This is a genomic window from Leucobacter luti (assembly GCF_004217175.1).
In the GTDB taxonomy this organism is placed as follows: domain Bacteria; phylum Actinomycetota; class Actinomycetes; order Actinomycetales; family Microbacteriaceae; genus Leucobacter; species Leucobacter luti.
Window position 1 is genome coordinate 59686 of the sequence record NZ_SHKI01000005.1, and the last position, 16306, is coordinate 75991.

Below are 16306 nucleotides of genomic sequence, written 5' to 3' on the forward strand. Positions count from 1 at the left end.
CAGGGTAGACTCAATCTCCGTGTCAGACCTCAATCCGATCACCCAGGAAGCCGCCGACGCGGCCGTCGAGGCGGCGCTGACCGCGTTCGCCGCAGCCGACTCCGTCGCCGAGCTGAAAACCGCCCGTACCGAGCACGCCGGGGAGGGCTCCGCACTCGCGCAGCTCAACGCCAGCATGCGGAGCGTGCCCAAAGACGAGAAGGCCGCGACCGGCAAGCTCATGGGGCAGGCCCGTGGCCGCGTCGAGGGCGCGTTTAAAGCCCGCGAGGCCGAGCTCGCCGAGCAGGAGGCCGCTGCGCGGCTCGTTGCCGAAACGGTCGACGTGACCGCGGCGCCGACGCGACAGCGGGCGGGCTCACGCCACCCACTCGCGCAGCTGCAGGAGGAAGCCGGCGACATCTTCATCGCGATGGGCTGGGAGATCGCGGAGGGCCCCGAGGTCGAGCACGAGTGGTTTAACTTCGACGCGCTCGGCTTTGACCCGGATCACCCGGCGCGCGCAATGCAGGACACCTTCTTCGTGGAGCCCGCCGAGCGGCACCTGCTGCTGCGCACGCACACCTCGCCCGTGCAGATCCGCTCGCTCCTTGAGCGCGAGCTGCCCGTGTACGTCGTGGCGCCCGGCCGCGTCTACCGCACCGACGAGCTCGACGCGACGCACACCCCCGTGTTCCACCAGATCGAGGGCATCGCGATCGATCGCGGTCTCACGATGGCGCACCTGCGCGGCACGCTTGAGCACTTCGCGCGCCAGATGTTCGGTGCCGAGGCCGAGATCCGGTTGCGGCCGAACTTCTTCCCGTTCACAGAGCCCTCCGCCGAGATGGACGTGTGGCAGCCGAACGCCAAGGGCGGCGCGCGCTGGGTCGAGTGGGGCGGCTGCGGCATGGTCGACCCGCGGGTGCTCGCCGCCGCGGGTATCGATCCCGACGAGTTCCAGGGCTTTGCCTTCGGAATGGGCATCGAGCGGACGCTGCAGTTCCGCCACGACATCAATGACATGAGAGACATGGTCGAGGGCGACGTCCGCTTCAACCGTCAGTTCGGAGGACTGGTCTAATGCGCGTTCCACTCAGCTGGCTCGGCGAGTTCGTCGAGCTCCCCGAGAGTGTTACCCCCGAGCAGGTGCACGCCGATTTGGTGCGCGTCGGCTTCGAGGAAGAGGACATCCGCCGCTTCGACGTGTCCGGCCCCGTGGTGGTCGGCGAGGTGCTGTCGCGCGAGCCCGAGGAACACTCAAACGGCAAGACCGTCAACTGGTGCCAGGTGCGCGTTGCGCCCGAGGGGCAGCAGGCGGCCGACGGCGGCGCCGACGTGCGCGGCATCGTCTGCGGTGCGCACAACTTCGAGGCTGGCGACCGCGTCGTCGTGAGCCTGCCGGGCGCTGTGCTGCCCGGCGGGTTCGAGATCTCGGCCCGCAAGACCTACGGCCACGTGTCCGACGGCATGATCGCCTCGGCGCGCGAGCTCACCCTCGGCGACGACCACGACGGCATCATTGTGCTCTCCCGCTTCGGGATCGACGCGGAGCCGGGCGCCGACGCGAAGGCATTGCTCGGCCTCGACCAGTCCGCCGTTGAGATCAACGTGACTCCGGATCGCGGCTACGCGTTCTCGATCCGCGGCGTCGCTCGCGAGGTATCGCACTCCACCGGGGCCGCGTTCAGCGATCCCGCGGCTGCGGTCACGCCCGCGACAGGATCCGGCTTCCCCGTGGTGCTCGACGACCGCGAGCCGATCCGCGGCCGCGCCGGTGCCACCGGGTTCATCGCCCGCACGGTGCGCGGCATCGACCAGTCGCGGCCCACCCCCGCCTGGATGGTGGCCCGCCTGCAGCTGGCCGGGATTCGCAGCCTCTCGCTCGAGGTCGACATCTCGAACTACGTGATGCTCGAGCTGGGGCAGCCGCTGCACGCCTACGACCTCGCGAAGCTCGACGGCGGCATCACCGTGCGCCGCGCGGCGCCGGGAGAGACGCTGCTCACCCTCGACGGGGCCGAGCGCAAGCTCCACGTCGAAGACCTGGTGATCACTGACGGATCGGGCGTTGTCGGCCTGGCCGGTGTGATGGGCGGCGAATCGACGAAGGTCACCGAGACCACCTCCGACGTGCTCATCGAGGCGGCCACGTTCGACTCGGTGTCGATCGCGCGCACCTCGCGGCGCCACAAGCTGCCGAGCGAGGCCTCAAAGCGCTTCGAGCGCGGGGTCGACCCGCTGGTCGCGCGCGCCGCGGCGCAGCGCATGGTCGATCTGCTCGTTGAGCTCGCCGGCGGCACCGCCGACGAGCTGGGCGCAGAGCTTGTCGCGCCGTGGGACGCGCCGGAGATTCGGTTGCCGCTCGCGCGTGTCAATGGCCTGATGGGTGCCGATTACACCGACGCCGAGGCGCGCACGGCGATCGAGATGATCGGCTGCACCGTTACTGACGGCGCGGCCGGCGAACTCGTGGTCACCCCGCCTAGCTGGCGCTCCGACCTCACGCGCCCCGCCGACCTCGTGGAGGAGGTCGCTCGCGTGGTCGGGTACGACCGGATTCCGTCGGTGCTGCCCGTTGCCCCGCCCGGGCGCGGTCTCACCCGCGCGCAGCGCCTGCGCCGTCGCGCGGCGAACGTGGTCACGGCCGCGGGGCTCGACGAGGTGCAGAGCTACCCGTTCGTGACCCGCGCGCAGCTCGACGATTTCGGTGCTGGCGCCGAGCCGGTGGTGCCGGTGATCGACGGCGTGGCGCAGGGCGACGCCGCGCAGGCCGGTCCCGTTGCCGCCGTGAAGCTCGCGAACCCGCTCGACGGCGAGGCGCCGTTCATGCGCCGCTCGCTGCTCGCCGGCCTCGTGACTGCGGCGCAGCGCAATGTCTCACGCGGGCTCACGGATCTCGCGCTCGTCGAGTTCGGTGCCGTGTTCGAGCCGCGCCCCGAACTCGGGACGGCTGAGGTTCCGCCGCTCGCCGAGAAGCCGGCGTCCGAGACGCTCGACGAGCTCTATGGCTCGGTCCCCGCGCAGCCGCGCCGCGCGGCCGGCCTGCTGATCGGTGACGCCGTCGCGAAGCAGGCCGGCGAGGCAGCGCGCGCAATCGATTGGGCCGACGCGCTCGATGCGGCCCGCATCGTCGCCGGCGCGGTCTCGGCCGAGCTGGTCGTGACGCAGGGCGCGCATCGCGCGTTCCACCCGGGCCGCACCGCCGAGCTCAGTGTGCGCGTTGACGACGGCCTCGAGCCCGTCGGCGTCGCGGGCGAACTCCTGCCCGAGCTCGTGGCCGAGTACCACCTGCCCGGCCGCGTGGCGGCCTTTGAGCTCGATCTCGACCGCCTCATCGAGCTGGCGCCGCGGGAACCCGAGACGCACCCGCTCTCGACCTACCCGGCGGCGACGCAGGACCTCACGCTCGTGGTCGGCGCCGATATTCCGGCCGGCGACGTGCTCGCGGTGGTCACCGCGGGCGCCGGCGAGCTGCTCGAGGGCGCCCGCATCGTCGACGACTACCGCGGCACCGGGATCCCCGAGGGGCAGAAGGCGCTCACCTTCGCGCTGCGCTTCCGGGCGACCGATCGCACGCTGAAGGCCGAGGAGGCGAGCGCGGCGAAGCTCCTGGGCGTCGCCGCCGCGGAGCTCGCGTTCGACGCGAAGCTCCGCGACTAGCGCGGCGAGCGCGACGAGCGCCCGCCGGTTCGCGCCGCGCGCACGAGTGAGGGCCGTGGGCCGCCGAATCCCGGTGACCCGCGGCCCTCGCGCTATGCCGCGCGCTCGAGGCTGATCATCCAGGGCACGCCGAAGCGGTCGACGAGCATGCCAAAGGTGTCGCCCCACGGCGCCTCGGCGAACGGCTCTACGGTGGTTCCGCCCGCGGACAGCCCGTCCCAGGCGGCGCGGATGCGCGCGCTCTGATCGCCGGAGAGCGTCACCGAGACGCCGCCGGCTGAGGCGTCGGGGGAGCCCGACATCGACGCGGGGAGGTCCGCGGCCATGAGCGTGAGCCCGTCGTCGGTGTCGAGCTGGCCGTGCATCACCTTCTCGCCCTCGTCGTCGGCGCCCATCATCCCGGGGATGGACGCGTAGGTCATGATGTTGAGGCTGCCGCCGAGCACCGACTCGTAGAAGGTGAGCGCCTCGCGCGCGGTGCCGTGGAAGTTGAGATACGGGTTCAGTCTGATCGTCATCGGTGTCCCTCGTCGGTGTGGTACTGCACGCGTGGGCTCCGGAGGCCCCCGTCACCCACATTCTGCGCCTTCCCCGCGCGTCTGTCACCAGGAAAACTCCTGGTTGTGGCCGGTGCCCGCCCTGGCGGATACTGGGGACAGCGCGGCCGCTCGGCGGTGCGGCGGGTTGCCGCCAGAAGGGGGTTGCATCATGGTGCAGCAGCGAATTGTTCCGAACATCTGGTGCGTTGGTACCGCAGCCGAGGCCGGTGAGTTTTACGCCGCTGCGCTGCCGGACACAACCTCCGAGATCGAGTCGCGCTACCCGGAAACGGACCTGCTCCCGTTTCAGGAGCCGCTCGCGGGGAAACCGCTCACGGTCGCGGTGAGCGTGGCCGGGTACCGCCTCACCCTGGTGAACGCGGGCGACGAATTCTCGCCGAACCGGTCGATCTCACTCATGCTGAACTTCGACCCGCTGAACTACGCGGGCGGCGCCATCGCGGCCCGCGCTCAGCTCGACGCCACGTGGGCGGCGCTCGCCGATGGCGGCGAGGTGCTCATGCCGCTCGGGGAGTACCCGTTCAGTGCCCGCTACGGGTGGGTGGCGGATCGCTTCGGGGTGAACTGGCAGGTCATGCTGACCGATCCCACGGGGGATCCGCGCCCGTTTGTGATCCCGTCGCTACTGTTCGGGGCTGCCGCGCAGAACCGCGCGCGCGAGGCGATCGACTTCTACACCCGGGTCTTCCCGGGAGCCGCGCCCGGCGTCCGCGTCCCCTACGGCGAGCCGACCGGGCCCGCGACGGCCGACGCGCTCATGTTCGGGGAGTTCCGGATCGGCGATCAGTGGTTCGCGGCGATGGACTCCGGAGTGACTCAGGACGAGTCCTTCACCTGCGGGGTATCGCTCGAGGTGCAGTGCCGAGACCAGGGAGAGATCGACCGGCTGTGGGACGCGCTCTCCGCGGTTCCCGAGGCGGAGCAGTGTGGCTGGCTCGCCGATCGGTTCGGAGTGAGCTGGCAGATCGTGCCCGAGAACATGGGGGAGCTCATGGCGCGGCCCGACGCGTTCGCCCACATGCTGCAGATGAAGAAGCTGGTCATCGCGGACTTCTAGGGACGCCGCGGGCCCCCGCGTGCCGCCCCGGGCACCGCGCGTTTGATTCGGCAAATGTATACATAAAAGGGCAATTTCACGAATCTTGTTGCCGATGTGGTGTCGTATGTATACGCTGAGGGTGTTCGGAAGGAGCACCCATGCGCGCGAGCGATCGGGCATACGAGTCCCTCGTTGAGGAGATCCAGGGCGGCGCGCTCGCCCCCGGAGCCGTGATTGGCGAGGCCGCGCAGGCGGCGCGACTCGGGGTGAGCCGCACGCCAATGCGCGAGGCAATCGGCCGACTCGTGGCCGACGGCCTCGTGCGCCAGCAGTCCCCGCGCGTGCTCGTGGTCGCGGGGTTTGACGGCGGCGATATTCGCGCGCTCTTCGAAACGCGCCGCGCCCTTGAAGAGACCGCGGCCAGGCTCGCGGCGGCACGCGGCGACGCAGTGGCGTTCGGCGAACTCGCCGCAGAGTTCCGCGCCGCGCACCCCGAGTCTGGGAGCCGCGCCGCCGACGACTACTACGCGCTGATCGCCCGCTTCGACGCGGCCCTCGACGTGGCGGTCGACAACGTCTACCTCACCCAGGCGCTCCGCCCGATCCGCGCCCACCTCGCACGCGCTCGCCGCATCGCCCGCGACAACGCCGGGCGTCTCCGTGACTCGGTGGCCGAGCACGCGCTCATCGCCGAGGCGATCGCGGCCGGCGATCCGGAGCTCGCGGCGCACGCCACCCACGTTCACCTGCACCACGCCCTCACCTCGATCCTCTCCTCGATCGAGCACGCAACCCCGACGGAAGGACCGCAATGACCGTCACCCACCACGTCCGTGTCTACCGCAGCGACGAAGAGCTGCCCCGCACCGAGCAGCTCGCCTGGAAGATCGCGGAGGTCGCAGTCGATCCCGTCGCGGTCGAGCCGGCGGTGATCGACATGATCATCAACCGCGTGATCGACAACGCGTCGGTTGCCGCGGCATCGCTCACCCGCGGCCCGATCGTCGCGGCCCGCGCGCAGGCCCTCGCGCACCCGGTCTCCACCGGCGGCGACGGCGCTTCGGTGTTTGGCATTGACGGCACCGCTGACGCGAGCGCCCGCACCAGCCCGGAGTGGGCGGCCTGGGCCAACGGTGTGGCCGTGCGCGAGCTCGATTACCACGACACATTCCTCGCCGCCGAGTACTCCCACCCGGGCGACAACATTCCGCCGATCCTCGCGGTGGCGCAGCACGTTGGCGCCGACGGTCGCGCACTCGTGCGCGGGATCGCGACGGGCTACGAGATCCAGATGGACCTCGTGCGCGCGATCTGCCTGCACAAGCACAAGATCGATCACGTCGCCCACATCGGCCCATCGGCCGCCGCCGGCATTGGCACGCTGCTCGGTCTCGACGCCGAGACCATCTCCCAGGCCGTGGCGCAGGGCCTCCACACGACCACCGCGACGCGGCAGAGCCGCAAGGGTGAGATTTCGACGTGGAAGGCGCACGCTCCCGCGTTCGCCGGCAAGATGGCGGTCGAGGCAGTCGACCGCGCCATGCGCGGCCAGACCTCGCCGAGCCCCATCTACGAGGGGGAGGACGGCGTGATCGCCTGGCTGCTCGACGGCCCTGACGCGGCGTACGAGGTGCCGCTCCCCGCGCCGGGCGAGGCAAAGCGCGCCATCCTCGACAGCTACACCAAGGAGCACTCGGCCGAGTACCAGGCGCAGGCCTGGATCGACCTTGCCCGTAAGCTGCACGGCGAGCGGCCCGAGCTCGCGGACCCGGCACGCATCGCCAAGATCGTGCTGCACACGAGCCACCACACGCACTACGTGATCGGTTCGGGTGCGAACGACCCGCAGAAGTACGATCCCACGGCATCGCGCGAGACGCTCGATCACTCGATCCCGTACATCTTCGCGGTCGCGCTCCAGGACGGCGGCTGGCACCACGTCGACTCGTACACCCCGGAGCGCGCGGGCCGCCCGGACACCGTCGCCCTGTGGCACAAGGTGACCACGGCTGAAGACGCCGAGTGGACGCGGCGCTACCACTCCGAGGATCCCGACGAGAAGGCGTTCGGCGGACGCGTGGAGATCGAGCTCGCCGACGGCACCACGCTCGTCGACGAGATCGCCGTGGCCGACGCGCACCCGCTCGGAGCGCGGCCGTTCGCGCGCGACAACTACATCGCGAAGTTCCGGCTGCTCGCGGAGCCAGTGCTCGCGCCCGCCGAGATCGAGCGCTTCCTGGAGCTCGTGCAGCGCCTGCCCGAGCTCACCCCCGCCGAGGTGCGCGAGCTCAACATCGTCGCGCTCCCGGGCGTGATCGACCTCGCCGCCGCACCGAAGGGACTGTTCTAATGCTGTACGCGCAGACCACGCCGGCCGACAAGCGCCGCCAGTTCCGCGAGCGCCTCGCGAGTGGTGAGCTGCTGCGCTTCCCCGGCGCGTTCAACCCGCTCTCAGCTCGGCTCATCGAGCGCAAGGGCTTCGATGGCGTGTATATCTCGGGTGCCGTGCTCTCGGCCGACCTGGGGCTGCCAGACATCGGGCTCACCACGCTCACCGAGGTGGCGACCCGCGCACAGCAGATCGCGCGGATGACCGAGCTGCCCGCGATCGTGGACGCCGACACCGGGTTCGGCGAGCCGATGAACGTGGCGCGCACGATCCAGACGCTCGAGGACGCCGGGCTCGCCGGGGCCCACATCGAGGACCAGGTCAACCCCAAGCGCTGCGGCCACCTCGACGGGAAGGCCGTCGTTGACGAGGGCACCGCGCTCAAGCGGATCCGCGCCGCCGTCGACGCGCGCCGCGACCCCAACTTCCTCGTCATGGCGCGCACCGACATTCGCGCGACCGAGCCCGGGGACGCCGGACTGCGGCTCGCCGTTGACCGGGCCAAAGCGCTCGTCGACGCTGGAGCCGACGCGATCTTCCCGGAGGCAATGCGCACGCTCGAGGAGTTCGCCGCGATGCGCGAGGCGCTCGACGTGCCGATCCTCGCGAACATGACCGAGTTTGGCAAGAGCGAGTTGTTCTCCTCGCAGCAGCTCGCCGACATCGGTGTGAACATCGTGATCTGGCCAGTGTCGATGCTCCGGATCGCGATGGGTGCGACCGGTCGCGCGCTCGACGAGCTGAACGAGGTGGGACACCTCACCGGCAAGCTCGGCGAGATGCAGCACCGCGCCGACCTCTACGAGCTCATCGACTACGAGGAGTACAACCGCTTCGACACGAGCGTGTTCAACTTCGAGGTCGAGCGCTAGCGGTCCTGGCTGCGTCCGCGCCGCCGCACCACTCACCCCCAGCAGTTCCCCGCCATCGCCGTCGCAAAGGAGCGCACATGTCAGCATCAGAAGTGAAGAAGGGCCTCGCCGGAGTGGTCGCCGACGTCACGGCGATCTCGAAGGTGAACCCGGAGTCGAACAGCCTGCTCTACCGCGGCTACCCCGTGCAGGAGCTCGCGGCCACCCAGCCGTTCGAGGCCGTGGCCTACCTGCTCTGGCACGGCGAGTTGCCCACCGCCGCGCAGCTCGCCGATTTCGAGCGCCTGGAGCGCGCGCAGCGCGCGCTCGCGCCCAGCACCGTCGCGGTGCTCGAGACGATGCCGCCCGACGCGCACCCGATGGACATCGTCCGCACCGCGGTGAGCCAGCTCGGCACCCTCGACGACACCCTGCACGAGCCGGGCGGGTGGACGGATCCGCAGCTCGACCTCGACCGGTCCGCGCTCCTTTTTGCGCAGTTGCCCACCATCATCGCGGCCGTGCAGCGCCGGCGCCGCGGGCTCGCGCCGATCCCGCCGCGCGCCGACCTCGACTACTCACGCAACTTCCTGTGGATGACATTCGGCGAGCTGCCCTCCGACGCGGCCGTCGACGTGTTCCGCGTCTCGCTCGTGCTCTACGCGGAGCACTCGTTCAACGCTTCGACCTTCACCGCCCGGGTGATCGCCTCGACCACCTCCGACCTGTACTCGGCAGTAGTGGGTGCAATCGGTGCGCTCAAGGGACCCCTGCACGGCGGCGCCAACGAAGCGGTGATGCACATCTTCGAGGAGGTGGGCACCGCCGCGAACGTGGTCCCGTGGCTCGACCGGGCGCTCGCCGAGAAGCGGAAGATCATGGGGTTTGGACACCGCGTCTACAAGCACGGCGACTCGCGGGTGCCCACCATGCACGCCGCGCTCGAGGTGCTGCTTGACGAGAGCGGGCGCACCGACCTCGCTGCACTGTACGCGGCGCTCGAGTCCGAGTTCGTGGCGCGCAAGGGTATCTACCCAAACCTCGACTACCCGTCCGGCCCCGCCTACCACCTGCTCGGCTTCGACACCGAGATCTTCACCCCGCTGTTCGTGGCCGCGCGGGTGACGGGATGGACCGCGCACATCATGGAGCAGGCGGCGGCGAACGCGCTGATCCGCCCGCTGTCGGCGTACTCCGGGGTTGACGAGCGCCACGTTCCCGGCCTGTGACGCGCGGTAGCGTAGGACACACACTGGGCGAGGGCTCAGCGGACCCGAGCGAGAGGATCGACGATGACTGAGCAGACGAGTGCCGAGTACACCACCATTCTGAGCGAGGTGCGCGGCCGCGTCGGCTGGATCACGCTGAACCGCCCCGAGGCGCTCAACGCGCTCAACTCGGTGCTCGTGCGCGAGCTGATCGACGCAGCGCTCGCGTTCGACGCGTCGCCCGAGATCGGCTGCATCGTGATCACCGGGTCCGAGCGGGCGTTCGCTGCGGGAGCGGACATCAAGGAGATGGCGGACCACAGCTACGCCGAGATGGCCGTCGGCGGACCGTTTCCCGGGTGGGGTGGCTTCGAGCGGATGCGCACGCCCGTGGTCGCCGCCGTGGCCGGCTTCGCCCTCGGCGGGGGCTGCGAGCTCGCGATGATGTGCGACATCATTCTCGCCGCCGACACGGCGAAGTTTGGCCAGCCCGAGATCAACCTGGGGGTGCTGCCCGGGTTCGGCGGCTCGCAGCGACTGCCGCGCGCAATCGGCTCGTACAAGGCCGCCGAGCTGGTGCTCACCGGGCGGATGATGCGCGCCGACGAGGCCGAACGCTCGGGGCTCGTGTCGCGCGTGATCCCCGCGGCCGAACTCCTTGACGAGACCGCGCAGGTCGCCGCGACGATCGCGGCGAAGTCGCTGCCCGCCCTGTACGCCGCGAAGGATGCGCTGCAGGCCGCCCAGGAGATGCCGCTCTCGGAGGGGCTCCGCTTCGAGCGTCGCGCGTTCGCCGCCGCGTTCGCGACCGAGGACCAGAAGGAGGGCATGCGCGCCTTCACCGAGAAGCGCGAGCCGAACTTCACGCACCGCTAGGGGCGGGCGCCGCGGCGCTCGGGGCTTTCCTGCCGGCGCGTTCCCGCGCCCGGGGGGGGGTATTGAGCCCGTGCGCGCCCCTGCGGCCGCACGGGGGTGAGGGTGCCCGCGCCCGGGGTCGAATTCGCGCAGGAGATCCGAGCTCGCGCAGGAGGAATTCCCGCGAGTGGGTCCGCCTGAGCTCGAATCTCCTGCGCGAGCTCGGCGCGGTGTGCCCGCCGAAGTCGCCGCGCCTGCGTCGCGCTTGCGCCGCGCTCGCGCCTCGTGCACCCCGGCGACTCGGCCTGGGGAGCAGCCCTGCGCGGGGCACACGCCTGTGGATAACGGTCACACCTGGGTTCGTGAGGTGCCAGAATAGAGAAGTTCGCAGAGTAAAGGAGCGTCGATGACGTACAGCGTGGCGGTTGCGGGAGCCTCAGGATACGCCGGGGGTGAGCTGCTGCGGCTGCTCGCCGCGCACCCGGAGTTCGAGGTGCGCACGGTGACGGGGCACTCGAGCGCCGGCCAGCCGCTCATCGCCACGCAGCCGCACCTGCGCTCCCTGGCGCACCTCACGCTGCGCGAGACCACCCCCGAGGTGCTCGACGGGCACGACGTGGTGTTCTTCGCGCTGCCGCACGGGGCGTCCGGGGCGCTCACGGCGCAGCTCACCGATGTGCGCCTCGCGGTCGACTGTGGCGCCGACCACCGCCTCACTGACGCCGCAGACTGGGCAGCGTTCTACGGTGGGGAGCACCACGAGGCGTGGACGTACGGCGTGCCCGAGCTGCTCGTCGGCGCGGCCGGCGCTAAGCAGCGCGACGCGCTCGTCGGGGCGAGCCGGATCGCGGCGCCCGGCTGCAACGCCTCCACGGTCGCGCTGTCGCTCGCGCCCGGTATCGCGGCCGGCGTCATCGAGCCGAGCGACCTCGTCTCGGTGCTCGCCGTGGGCCCGTCCGGTGCGGGGAAGGCCGCGAAGACGCACCTGTTGGGGGCCGAGCTCATGGGCACCGCGAACCCGTACGCGGTCGGCGGCACGCACCGGCACATCCCCGAGATTCAGCAGGCGCTGCGCGGTGCGGGAGCGCAGGCACCCGTCACGATCAGCTTCACGCCCGTGCTCGTGCCAATGAGCCGAGGCATCCTCGCCACCTCGACCGCGCGCATCGCGCCGGGCGTCACCGCGGCCGAGGTGCGCGCCGCCTGGGAAGACGCGTACGCAGACGAGCCGTTCGTGCACGTGCTGCCCGAGGGGGTCTACCCGCGCACCGCAGACACCGTTGGCGCAAACACCTGCCTCATGGGCGTTGCGATCGACGAGGCCGCGGGCCGCGTGGTGGTCGTCGCCGCCCTCGACAACCTCGCGAAGGGTACGGCCGGCGCAGCGATCCAGTCGGCAAACATCTCGCTCGGTCTGCCCGAGCGCACGGGCCTCAGCGTCGACGGCGTCGCTCCCTAAGCCGAGCCACGGCCCCACTCACTCACACACCGACACACCCACCGCACCAAGGAGACACCGTGACCGTCACCACTCCCGCCGGATTCCGTTCCGCGGGGATCGCCGTAGGCCTGAAGAGCACCGGCAAGCCCGACCTGGCGCTCGTCGTCAACGACGGGCCGACCCCGGCGAGCGCCGTGGTCTTCACGAGCAACCGAGCGCAGGCGAACCCGATCCTGTGGAGCCGCAAGGTGGTCCAGGACGGCGGCGCTGCGCGCGCGGTCATTCTGAACTCAGGCGGGGCGAACTGCTTCACCGGAGACTTCGGCTACGACACCACCCGGCTCACCGCCGAGGCCGTGGCCGCAGCGCTCACCGCGGCGGGCGACGCGACGGACGCCGAAGAGATCCTCGTCTGCTCGACGGGCCTTATCGGCACCGGCGACCAGGCGTTCCGCGACAAGGTGGTCGGCGGGGTGCCCGGGCTGTTCGCGCAGCTCAGCGCCACCGACACCACGGCGCCGGCCGCGATCCTCACAACCGACTCGGTTGAGAAGACGGCCGTGCACGCGGGTGCCGGCTGGAGCATCGGCGCAATGGCGAAGGGCGCCGGCATGCTCGCGCCCGGGCTCGCGACGATGCTCGTGGTGATCACCACCGACGCGCTGCTCGACGGCGAGGCGCTCGACCGCGCGCTGCGCGGCGCGACCGCCCCGAGCTTCGACCGACTCGACTCCGACGGCTGCATGTCCACGAACGATCAGGTCACGCTGCTCGCGAGTGGCGCCTCCGGCGTCACCCCCGACGAGGCAGAGTTCGCGGCCGCCCTCGCGGGCGTGTGCGACAGCCTCGCGGCGCAGCTGCAGGCCGATGCCGAGGGCGCGAGCCACGACATCGACATCGAGGTCCGCGGCGCCGCGAGCACCGCCGACGCCGTCGACGTTGGCCGCTCGGTCGCGCGCAACAACCTGTTCAAGGCTGCCATCTTCGGCAACGACCCGAACTGGGGCCGCGTGCTCGCCGCGATCGGCACCACCGACGCCGCGTTCGACCCGTACCAGGTTGACGTGTCGTTCAACGGCGTGCGCCTCTGCCACGCGGGCGCCCCAGACCGACCCGTCACCGACTGCGACCTCACACCGCGACGCACGCACGTGGAGATCGAGCTGTTCGCAGGCGAGTACACGGCGACCATCCGCACCAACGATCTCACGCACGACTACGTGCACGAGAACAGCGCGTACTCGAGCTAGGCGGCACAGGTGACCACCACGACCGAAATCCTCGATCACACGCACGCCGCAGAGAAAGCGCAGGTTCTCATCGAATCGCTGCCATGGCTCAAGAAATTCCGTGACGCCATCATGGTGATCAAGTTCGGTGGCAATGCGATGGTCGACGACGAGCTGCTGCGCGCGTTCGCCGCCGACGTCGTCTACCTCCGCCACACGGGCATCCGCCCCGTCGTGGTGCACGGGGGCGGGCCGCAGATCAACGCGATGCTCGCGCGACTCGGCATCGAGAGCGAATTCAAGGGTGGGTACCGCGTCACAACACCGGAGACGATGGACGTGGTGCGCATGGTGCTCACCGGCAAGGTGAACCCCGAGCTCGTCGACGAGATCAACGCGCACGGCCCGCTCGCCGCGGGCACGACGGGGGAGGACGCCGGGCTGTTCGTTGGCCGCCGCCGCCCGCCCGTTGAGGTCGACGGAGAACTCGTCGACCTCGGGCTCGTCGGCGACGTCGTCGACGTGCGCGTGGAGCCCGTGCTCGCCCTCCTCGAAGCCGGACTCATCCCCGTCGTATCGTCGATTGCCCCCGACGTGGATCGGCCGGGCGACTCGCTCAACGTGAACGCCGACGCGGCAGCCGGGGCGCTCGCCGCAGCGCTCGGTGCAGAGAAGCTCGTCATCCTCACGGACGTGGCGGGGCTCTACGCCGACTGGCCCAACCGCGACTCGCTCGTGTCGTCGATCAGCGCGGCCGAGCTCGAGGAGCTGCTCCCCACCCTCGAATCGGGCATGATCCCGAAGATGCGCGCCTGCCTCGACGCCGTGCAGGGCGGCGTCTCGAAGGCCGCAATCATCGACGGCCGAGAGCCGCACTCTGTGCTGCTCGAGATCTTCACCGAGCGGGGGATTGGCACCGAAGTGGTGCAGTGACCCTGCGCCCGCGCGGGCTCAGGGCCGAGGCCGTTGCCCTGACCCCGGGGCAGCGGCGCTGGATCATTGGCGGGGCGGCCGCGGGCGCGCTGCTCGCGGCGGCTACCGGGCTCGGTGGGGCAGACACTCCCGGTGGCCCAGGGGCCCCGCGGTGCGCGCTCACCGCGCTCGCTCAGGTCGCGGGACTTGCCGCGTTCGCGAGCTACGGTGGCTGGACAGTGTGGCTCAGCCTCACCGATCTCAGAGATCGGCGGCTGCCAAACCCGGTCGTGGGCTGGGCCAGCGTGACGGTGGCTGCGCCGCTCGCCGGCTCGCTGGTGCTGCCGGGGGAGCCGCGCCGCCTCCTCATGGCACTCGCCGCGGCGGCGGCGGCGCTGTGCCTCTTCGCAGCGCTCTGGGTGTGGCGTCCCGGGGCGCTCGGCGCCGGCGACGTGAAGCTGGTGCCGCTCTCCGTGTTCGTCCCCGCGGCGGCCGGTGCGGGGCCCTGGCTGCTGGCGTTTGCGTGCGGACTCGCTGCGAGCGCGCTCGTCGGCGTGGCTGTCGCGCACGCGCGCCGCGACAGCGACATCGGATTTGGGCCGCCGCTCCTCTTCGCGAGCTGGGTCGGAGCGGTGGCCGGCGCGCCGCACCCGCCCGGCTTTGCGCCTTTCGGGTGAGCCGGTGCGAAGCACCCAGGGCCCCGACGGTAGACTGGTTCCTGTCCGAACTGCAGAGTGAAAGGTGGGGGTCGTGACGTATGTGATCGCGCTTCCGTGCGTCGACGTGAAGGACCGCGCCTGCGTTGACGAGTGTCCCGTCGACTGCATCTACGAGGGCGAACGATCGCTCTACATCCACCCCGACGAGTGCGTCGACTGCGGCGCCTGCGAGCCGGTCTGCCCCGTCGAGGCGATCTACTACGAGGACGACCTCCCCGCCGAGTGGTCCGACTACTACCGCGCCAACGTCGACTTCTTCGACGAGATCGGCTCCCCGGGCGGAGCCGCGAAGGTGGGAGTCTACGACTTCGACCACCCGATCATCGCGGCGCTCCCGCCGCAGGGCGAGTAGCCGCGATGCGCGGGCCGCTGCCCGATTACCCGTGGGACGCGATGGCGCCGTACGCGGCGGCCGCGGCAGAGCACCCGGAGGGCGCGGTGAACCTGTCAGTTGGTTCGCCCGTCGATCCGAGCCCGGCCGGGGTGCGTGAGGCGCTCGCCGCAGCGACCGACGCGCACGCGTATCCGGCGACCGCCGGGTCACCGCGCCTGCGCGAGGCGATTGCCGAGTGGTTCGCGCGCCGCCGCGGCGTGCGCGTCGCCCCCGAGGCGGTGCTCCCCACGGTGGGCTCCAAGGAGCTCGTCGCGCTGCTCCCGTTCCTGCTCGGCATCGGCGCGGGGGAGGCAGTGGTCTTCCCGCGCATTGCATACCCGAGCTACGCGATGGGTGCCGCGCTGGTGGGGGCCGACGCGGTCGCCGCAGACGACCCGGCCGACTGGCCCGCGCACACCCGCCTGGTGTGGGTCAACTCGCCGTCAAACCCCGATGGTCGCGTCCACGACGCCGCGTGGCTGCGCGCCGCGGTGGCGCGGGCCAGGGAGCTCGACGCCGTGATCGCCGGGGACGAGTGCTACGCCGAGTTCGGCTGGGACGCGCCGTGGGATGCCGAGCGGATCCCGTCGATTCTCGACCCGGCGGTGGTGGGCGAGGACCACCGCGACGTGCTCAGCGTGTACTCGCTCAGCAAACAGTCGAACCTCGCCGGCTACCGTGCAGCCTTCATCGCGGGTGATCCGGATCTTGTTGAGCGGCTGCTCACCGTGCGCAAGCACGCCGGGCTGATGCTCCCCGCGCCGGTGCAGGCGGCGATGATCGCGGCGCTCGCCGACGAGACTCACGTGACCGAGCAGCGGGAGCGGTACCGAGCCCGGCGCGAGGTGCTGCGACCGGCGCTTGAAGCGGCCGGGTTCCGGATCGAGGGCAGCGCCGCGGGGCTGTACCTGTGGGCCACGCGCGGCGAGGACGCGTGGGACAGCGTTGCGGAGTTTGCGCGGCGCGGGATCGTCGTGGGCCCCGGCCAGTTCTACGGGGATCACTCGCCGCAGCATGTGCGGTTGGCGCTCACCGCGAGCGACGCGGATATCGCCACCGCCGCGCGTCGTTTGGCCGCCGCATAGCCTGAT

At 71.0% G+C, this 16306-nt stretch carries 15 protein-coding genes; 14 read left to right on the forward strand and 1 reads right to left on the reverse strand.

Annotated elements, in window-relative coordinates; genetic code table 11:
• Positions 1-19 precede the first annotated feature (19 nt).
• Entirely contained in the window at positions 20-1060 is a 1041-nt protein-coding gene (gene pheS / locus EV139_RS09415; RefSeq protein WP_130454092.1) for a phenylalanine--tRNA ligase subunit alpha, read from the forward strand.
• A complete protein-coding gene (gene pheT / locus EV139_RS09420; RefSeq protein WP_130454093.1) occupies positions 1060-3639 on the forward strand; it encodes a phenylalanine--tRNA ligase subunit beta in 2580 nt (859 codons plus the stop codon). Before pheS ends, pheT begins: the two co-directional genes overlap by 1 nt.
• Positions 3640-3731: 92 nt before the next feature.
• Here pheT and EV139_RS09425 read toward each other — a convergent pair whose 3' ends face one another.
• Positions 3732-4157, reverse strand: a complete 426-nt coding sequence (locus EV139_RS09425) for a VOC family protein (RefSeq protein ID WP_130454094.1) — start codon at positions 4155-4157, stop codon at positions 3732-3734.
• A gap of 190 nt (positions 4158-4347) precedes the next feature.
• On the opposite strand from EV139_RS09425, the gene EV139_RS09430 reads away from it, so the two are divergent.
• From EV139_RS09430 to dapC, 12 genes are all read left to right on the forward strand, one after another.
• Positions 4348-5256 (forward strand): VOC family protein, encoded by a 909-nt coding sequence (locus EV139_RS09430; RefSeq protein WP_130454095.1) that lies wholly within the window; start codon positions 4348-4350, stop codon positions 5254-5256.
• Positions 5257-5396: 140 nt separating this feature from the next.
• Complete coding sequence (locus EV139_RS09435) at positions 5397-6053, forward strand: GntR family transcriptional regulator (protein WP_130454096.1); 657 nt, start codon at positions 5397-5399, stop codon at positions 6051-6053.
• Complete coding sequence (locus EV139_RS09440; RefSeq protein WP_130454097.1) at positions 6050-7588, forward strand: MmgE/PrpD family protein; 1539 nt, start codon at positions 6050-6052, stop codon at positions 7586-7588. Before EV139_RS09435 ends, EV139_RS09440 begins: the two co-directional genes overlap by 4 nt.
• Positions 7588-8499, forward strand: a complete 912-nt coding sequence (prpB, locus tag EV139_RS09445; protein ID WP_130454098.1) for a methylisocitrate lyase — start codon at positions 7588-7590, stop codon at positions 8497-8499. The genes EV139_RS09440 and prpB overlap by 1 nt, the downstream gene beginning before the upstream one ends.
• Before the next feature lie 77 nt (positions 8500-8576).
• Positions 8577-9707 (forward strand): bifunctional 2-methylcitrate synthase/citrate synthase, encoded by a 1131-nt coding sequence (locus tag EV139_RS09450; RefSeq protein WP_130454099.1) that lies wholly within the window; start codon positions 8577-8579, stop codon positions 9705-9707.
• A 63-nt stretch (positions 9708-9770) separates the two neighbouring features.
• The gene (locus tag EV139_RS09455; protein WP_130454100.1) at positions 9771-10562 is read left to right on the forward strand and encodes an enoyl-CoA hydratase; all 792 of its coding nucleotides are present in this window, start codon (positions 9771-9773) and stop codon (positions 10560-10562) included.
• 385 nt (positions 10563-10947) lie between these two features.
• A complete protein-coding gene (gene argC, locus EV139_RS09460; RefSeq protein ID WP_130454101.1) occupies positions 10948-12000 on the forward strand; it encodes an N-acetyl-gamma-glutamyl-phosphate reductase in 1053 nt (350 codons plus the stop codon).
• A gap of 59 nt (positions 12001-12059) precedes the next feature.
• A complete protein-coding gene (gene argJ / locus EV139_RS09465) occupies positions 12060-13232 on the forward strand; it encodes a bifunctional glutamate N-acetyltransferase/amino-acid acetyltransferase ArgJ (RefSeq protein WP_130454102.1) in 1173 nt (390 codons plus the stop codon).
• A 9-nt stretch (positions 13233-13241) separates the two neighbouring features.
• Positions 13242-14144: an acetylglutamate kinase gene (gene argB, locus EV139_RS09470; protein ID WP_130454103.1), complete on the forward strand. Its 903-nt coding sequence runs from the start codon at positions 13242-13244 to the stop codon at positions 14142-14144.
• Positions 14141-14800, forward strand: coding sequence for a prepilin peptidase (locus tag EV139_RS09475; RefSeq protein ID WP_130454104.1), 660 nt, complete (start codon positions 14141-14143; stop codon positions 14798-14800). Before argB ends, EV139_RS09475 begins: the two co-directional genes overlap by 4 nt.
• 73 nt (positions 14801-14873) lie before the next feature.
• On the forward strand, positions 14874-15194 hold the full coding sequence (gene fdxA, locus EV139_RS09480) for a ferredoxin (RefSeq protein WP_130454105.1): 321 nt from the start codon (positions 14874-14876) through the stop codon (positions 15192-15194).
• Positions 15195-15199: 5 nt separating this feature from the next.
• On the forward strand, positions 15200-16300 hold the full coding sequence (gene dapC / locus EV139_RS09485) for a succinyldiaminopimelate transaminase (RefSeq protein WP_130454106.1): 1101 nt from the start codon (positions 15200-15202) through the stop codon (positions 16298-16300).
• Positions 16301-16306: the final 6 nt, after the last annotated feature.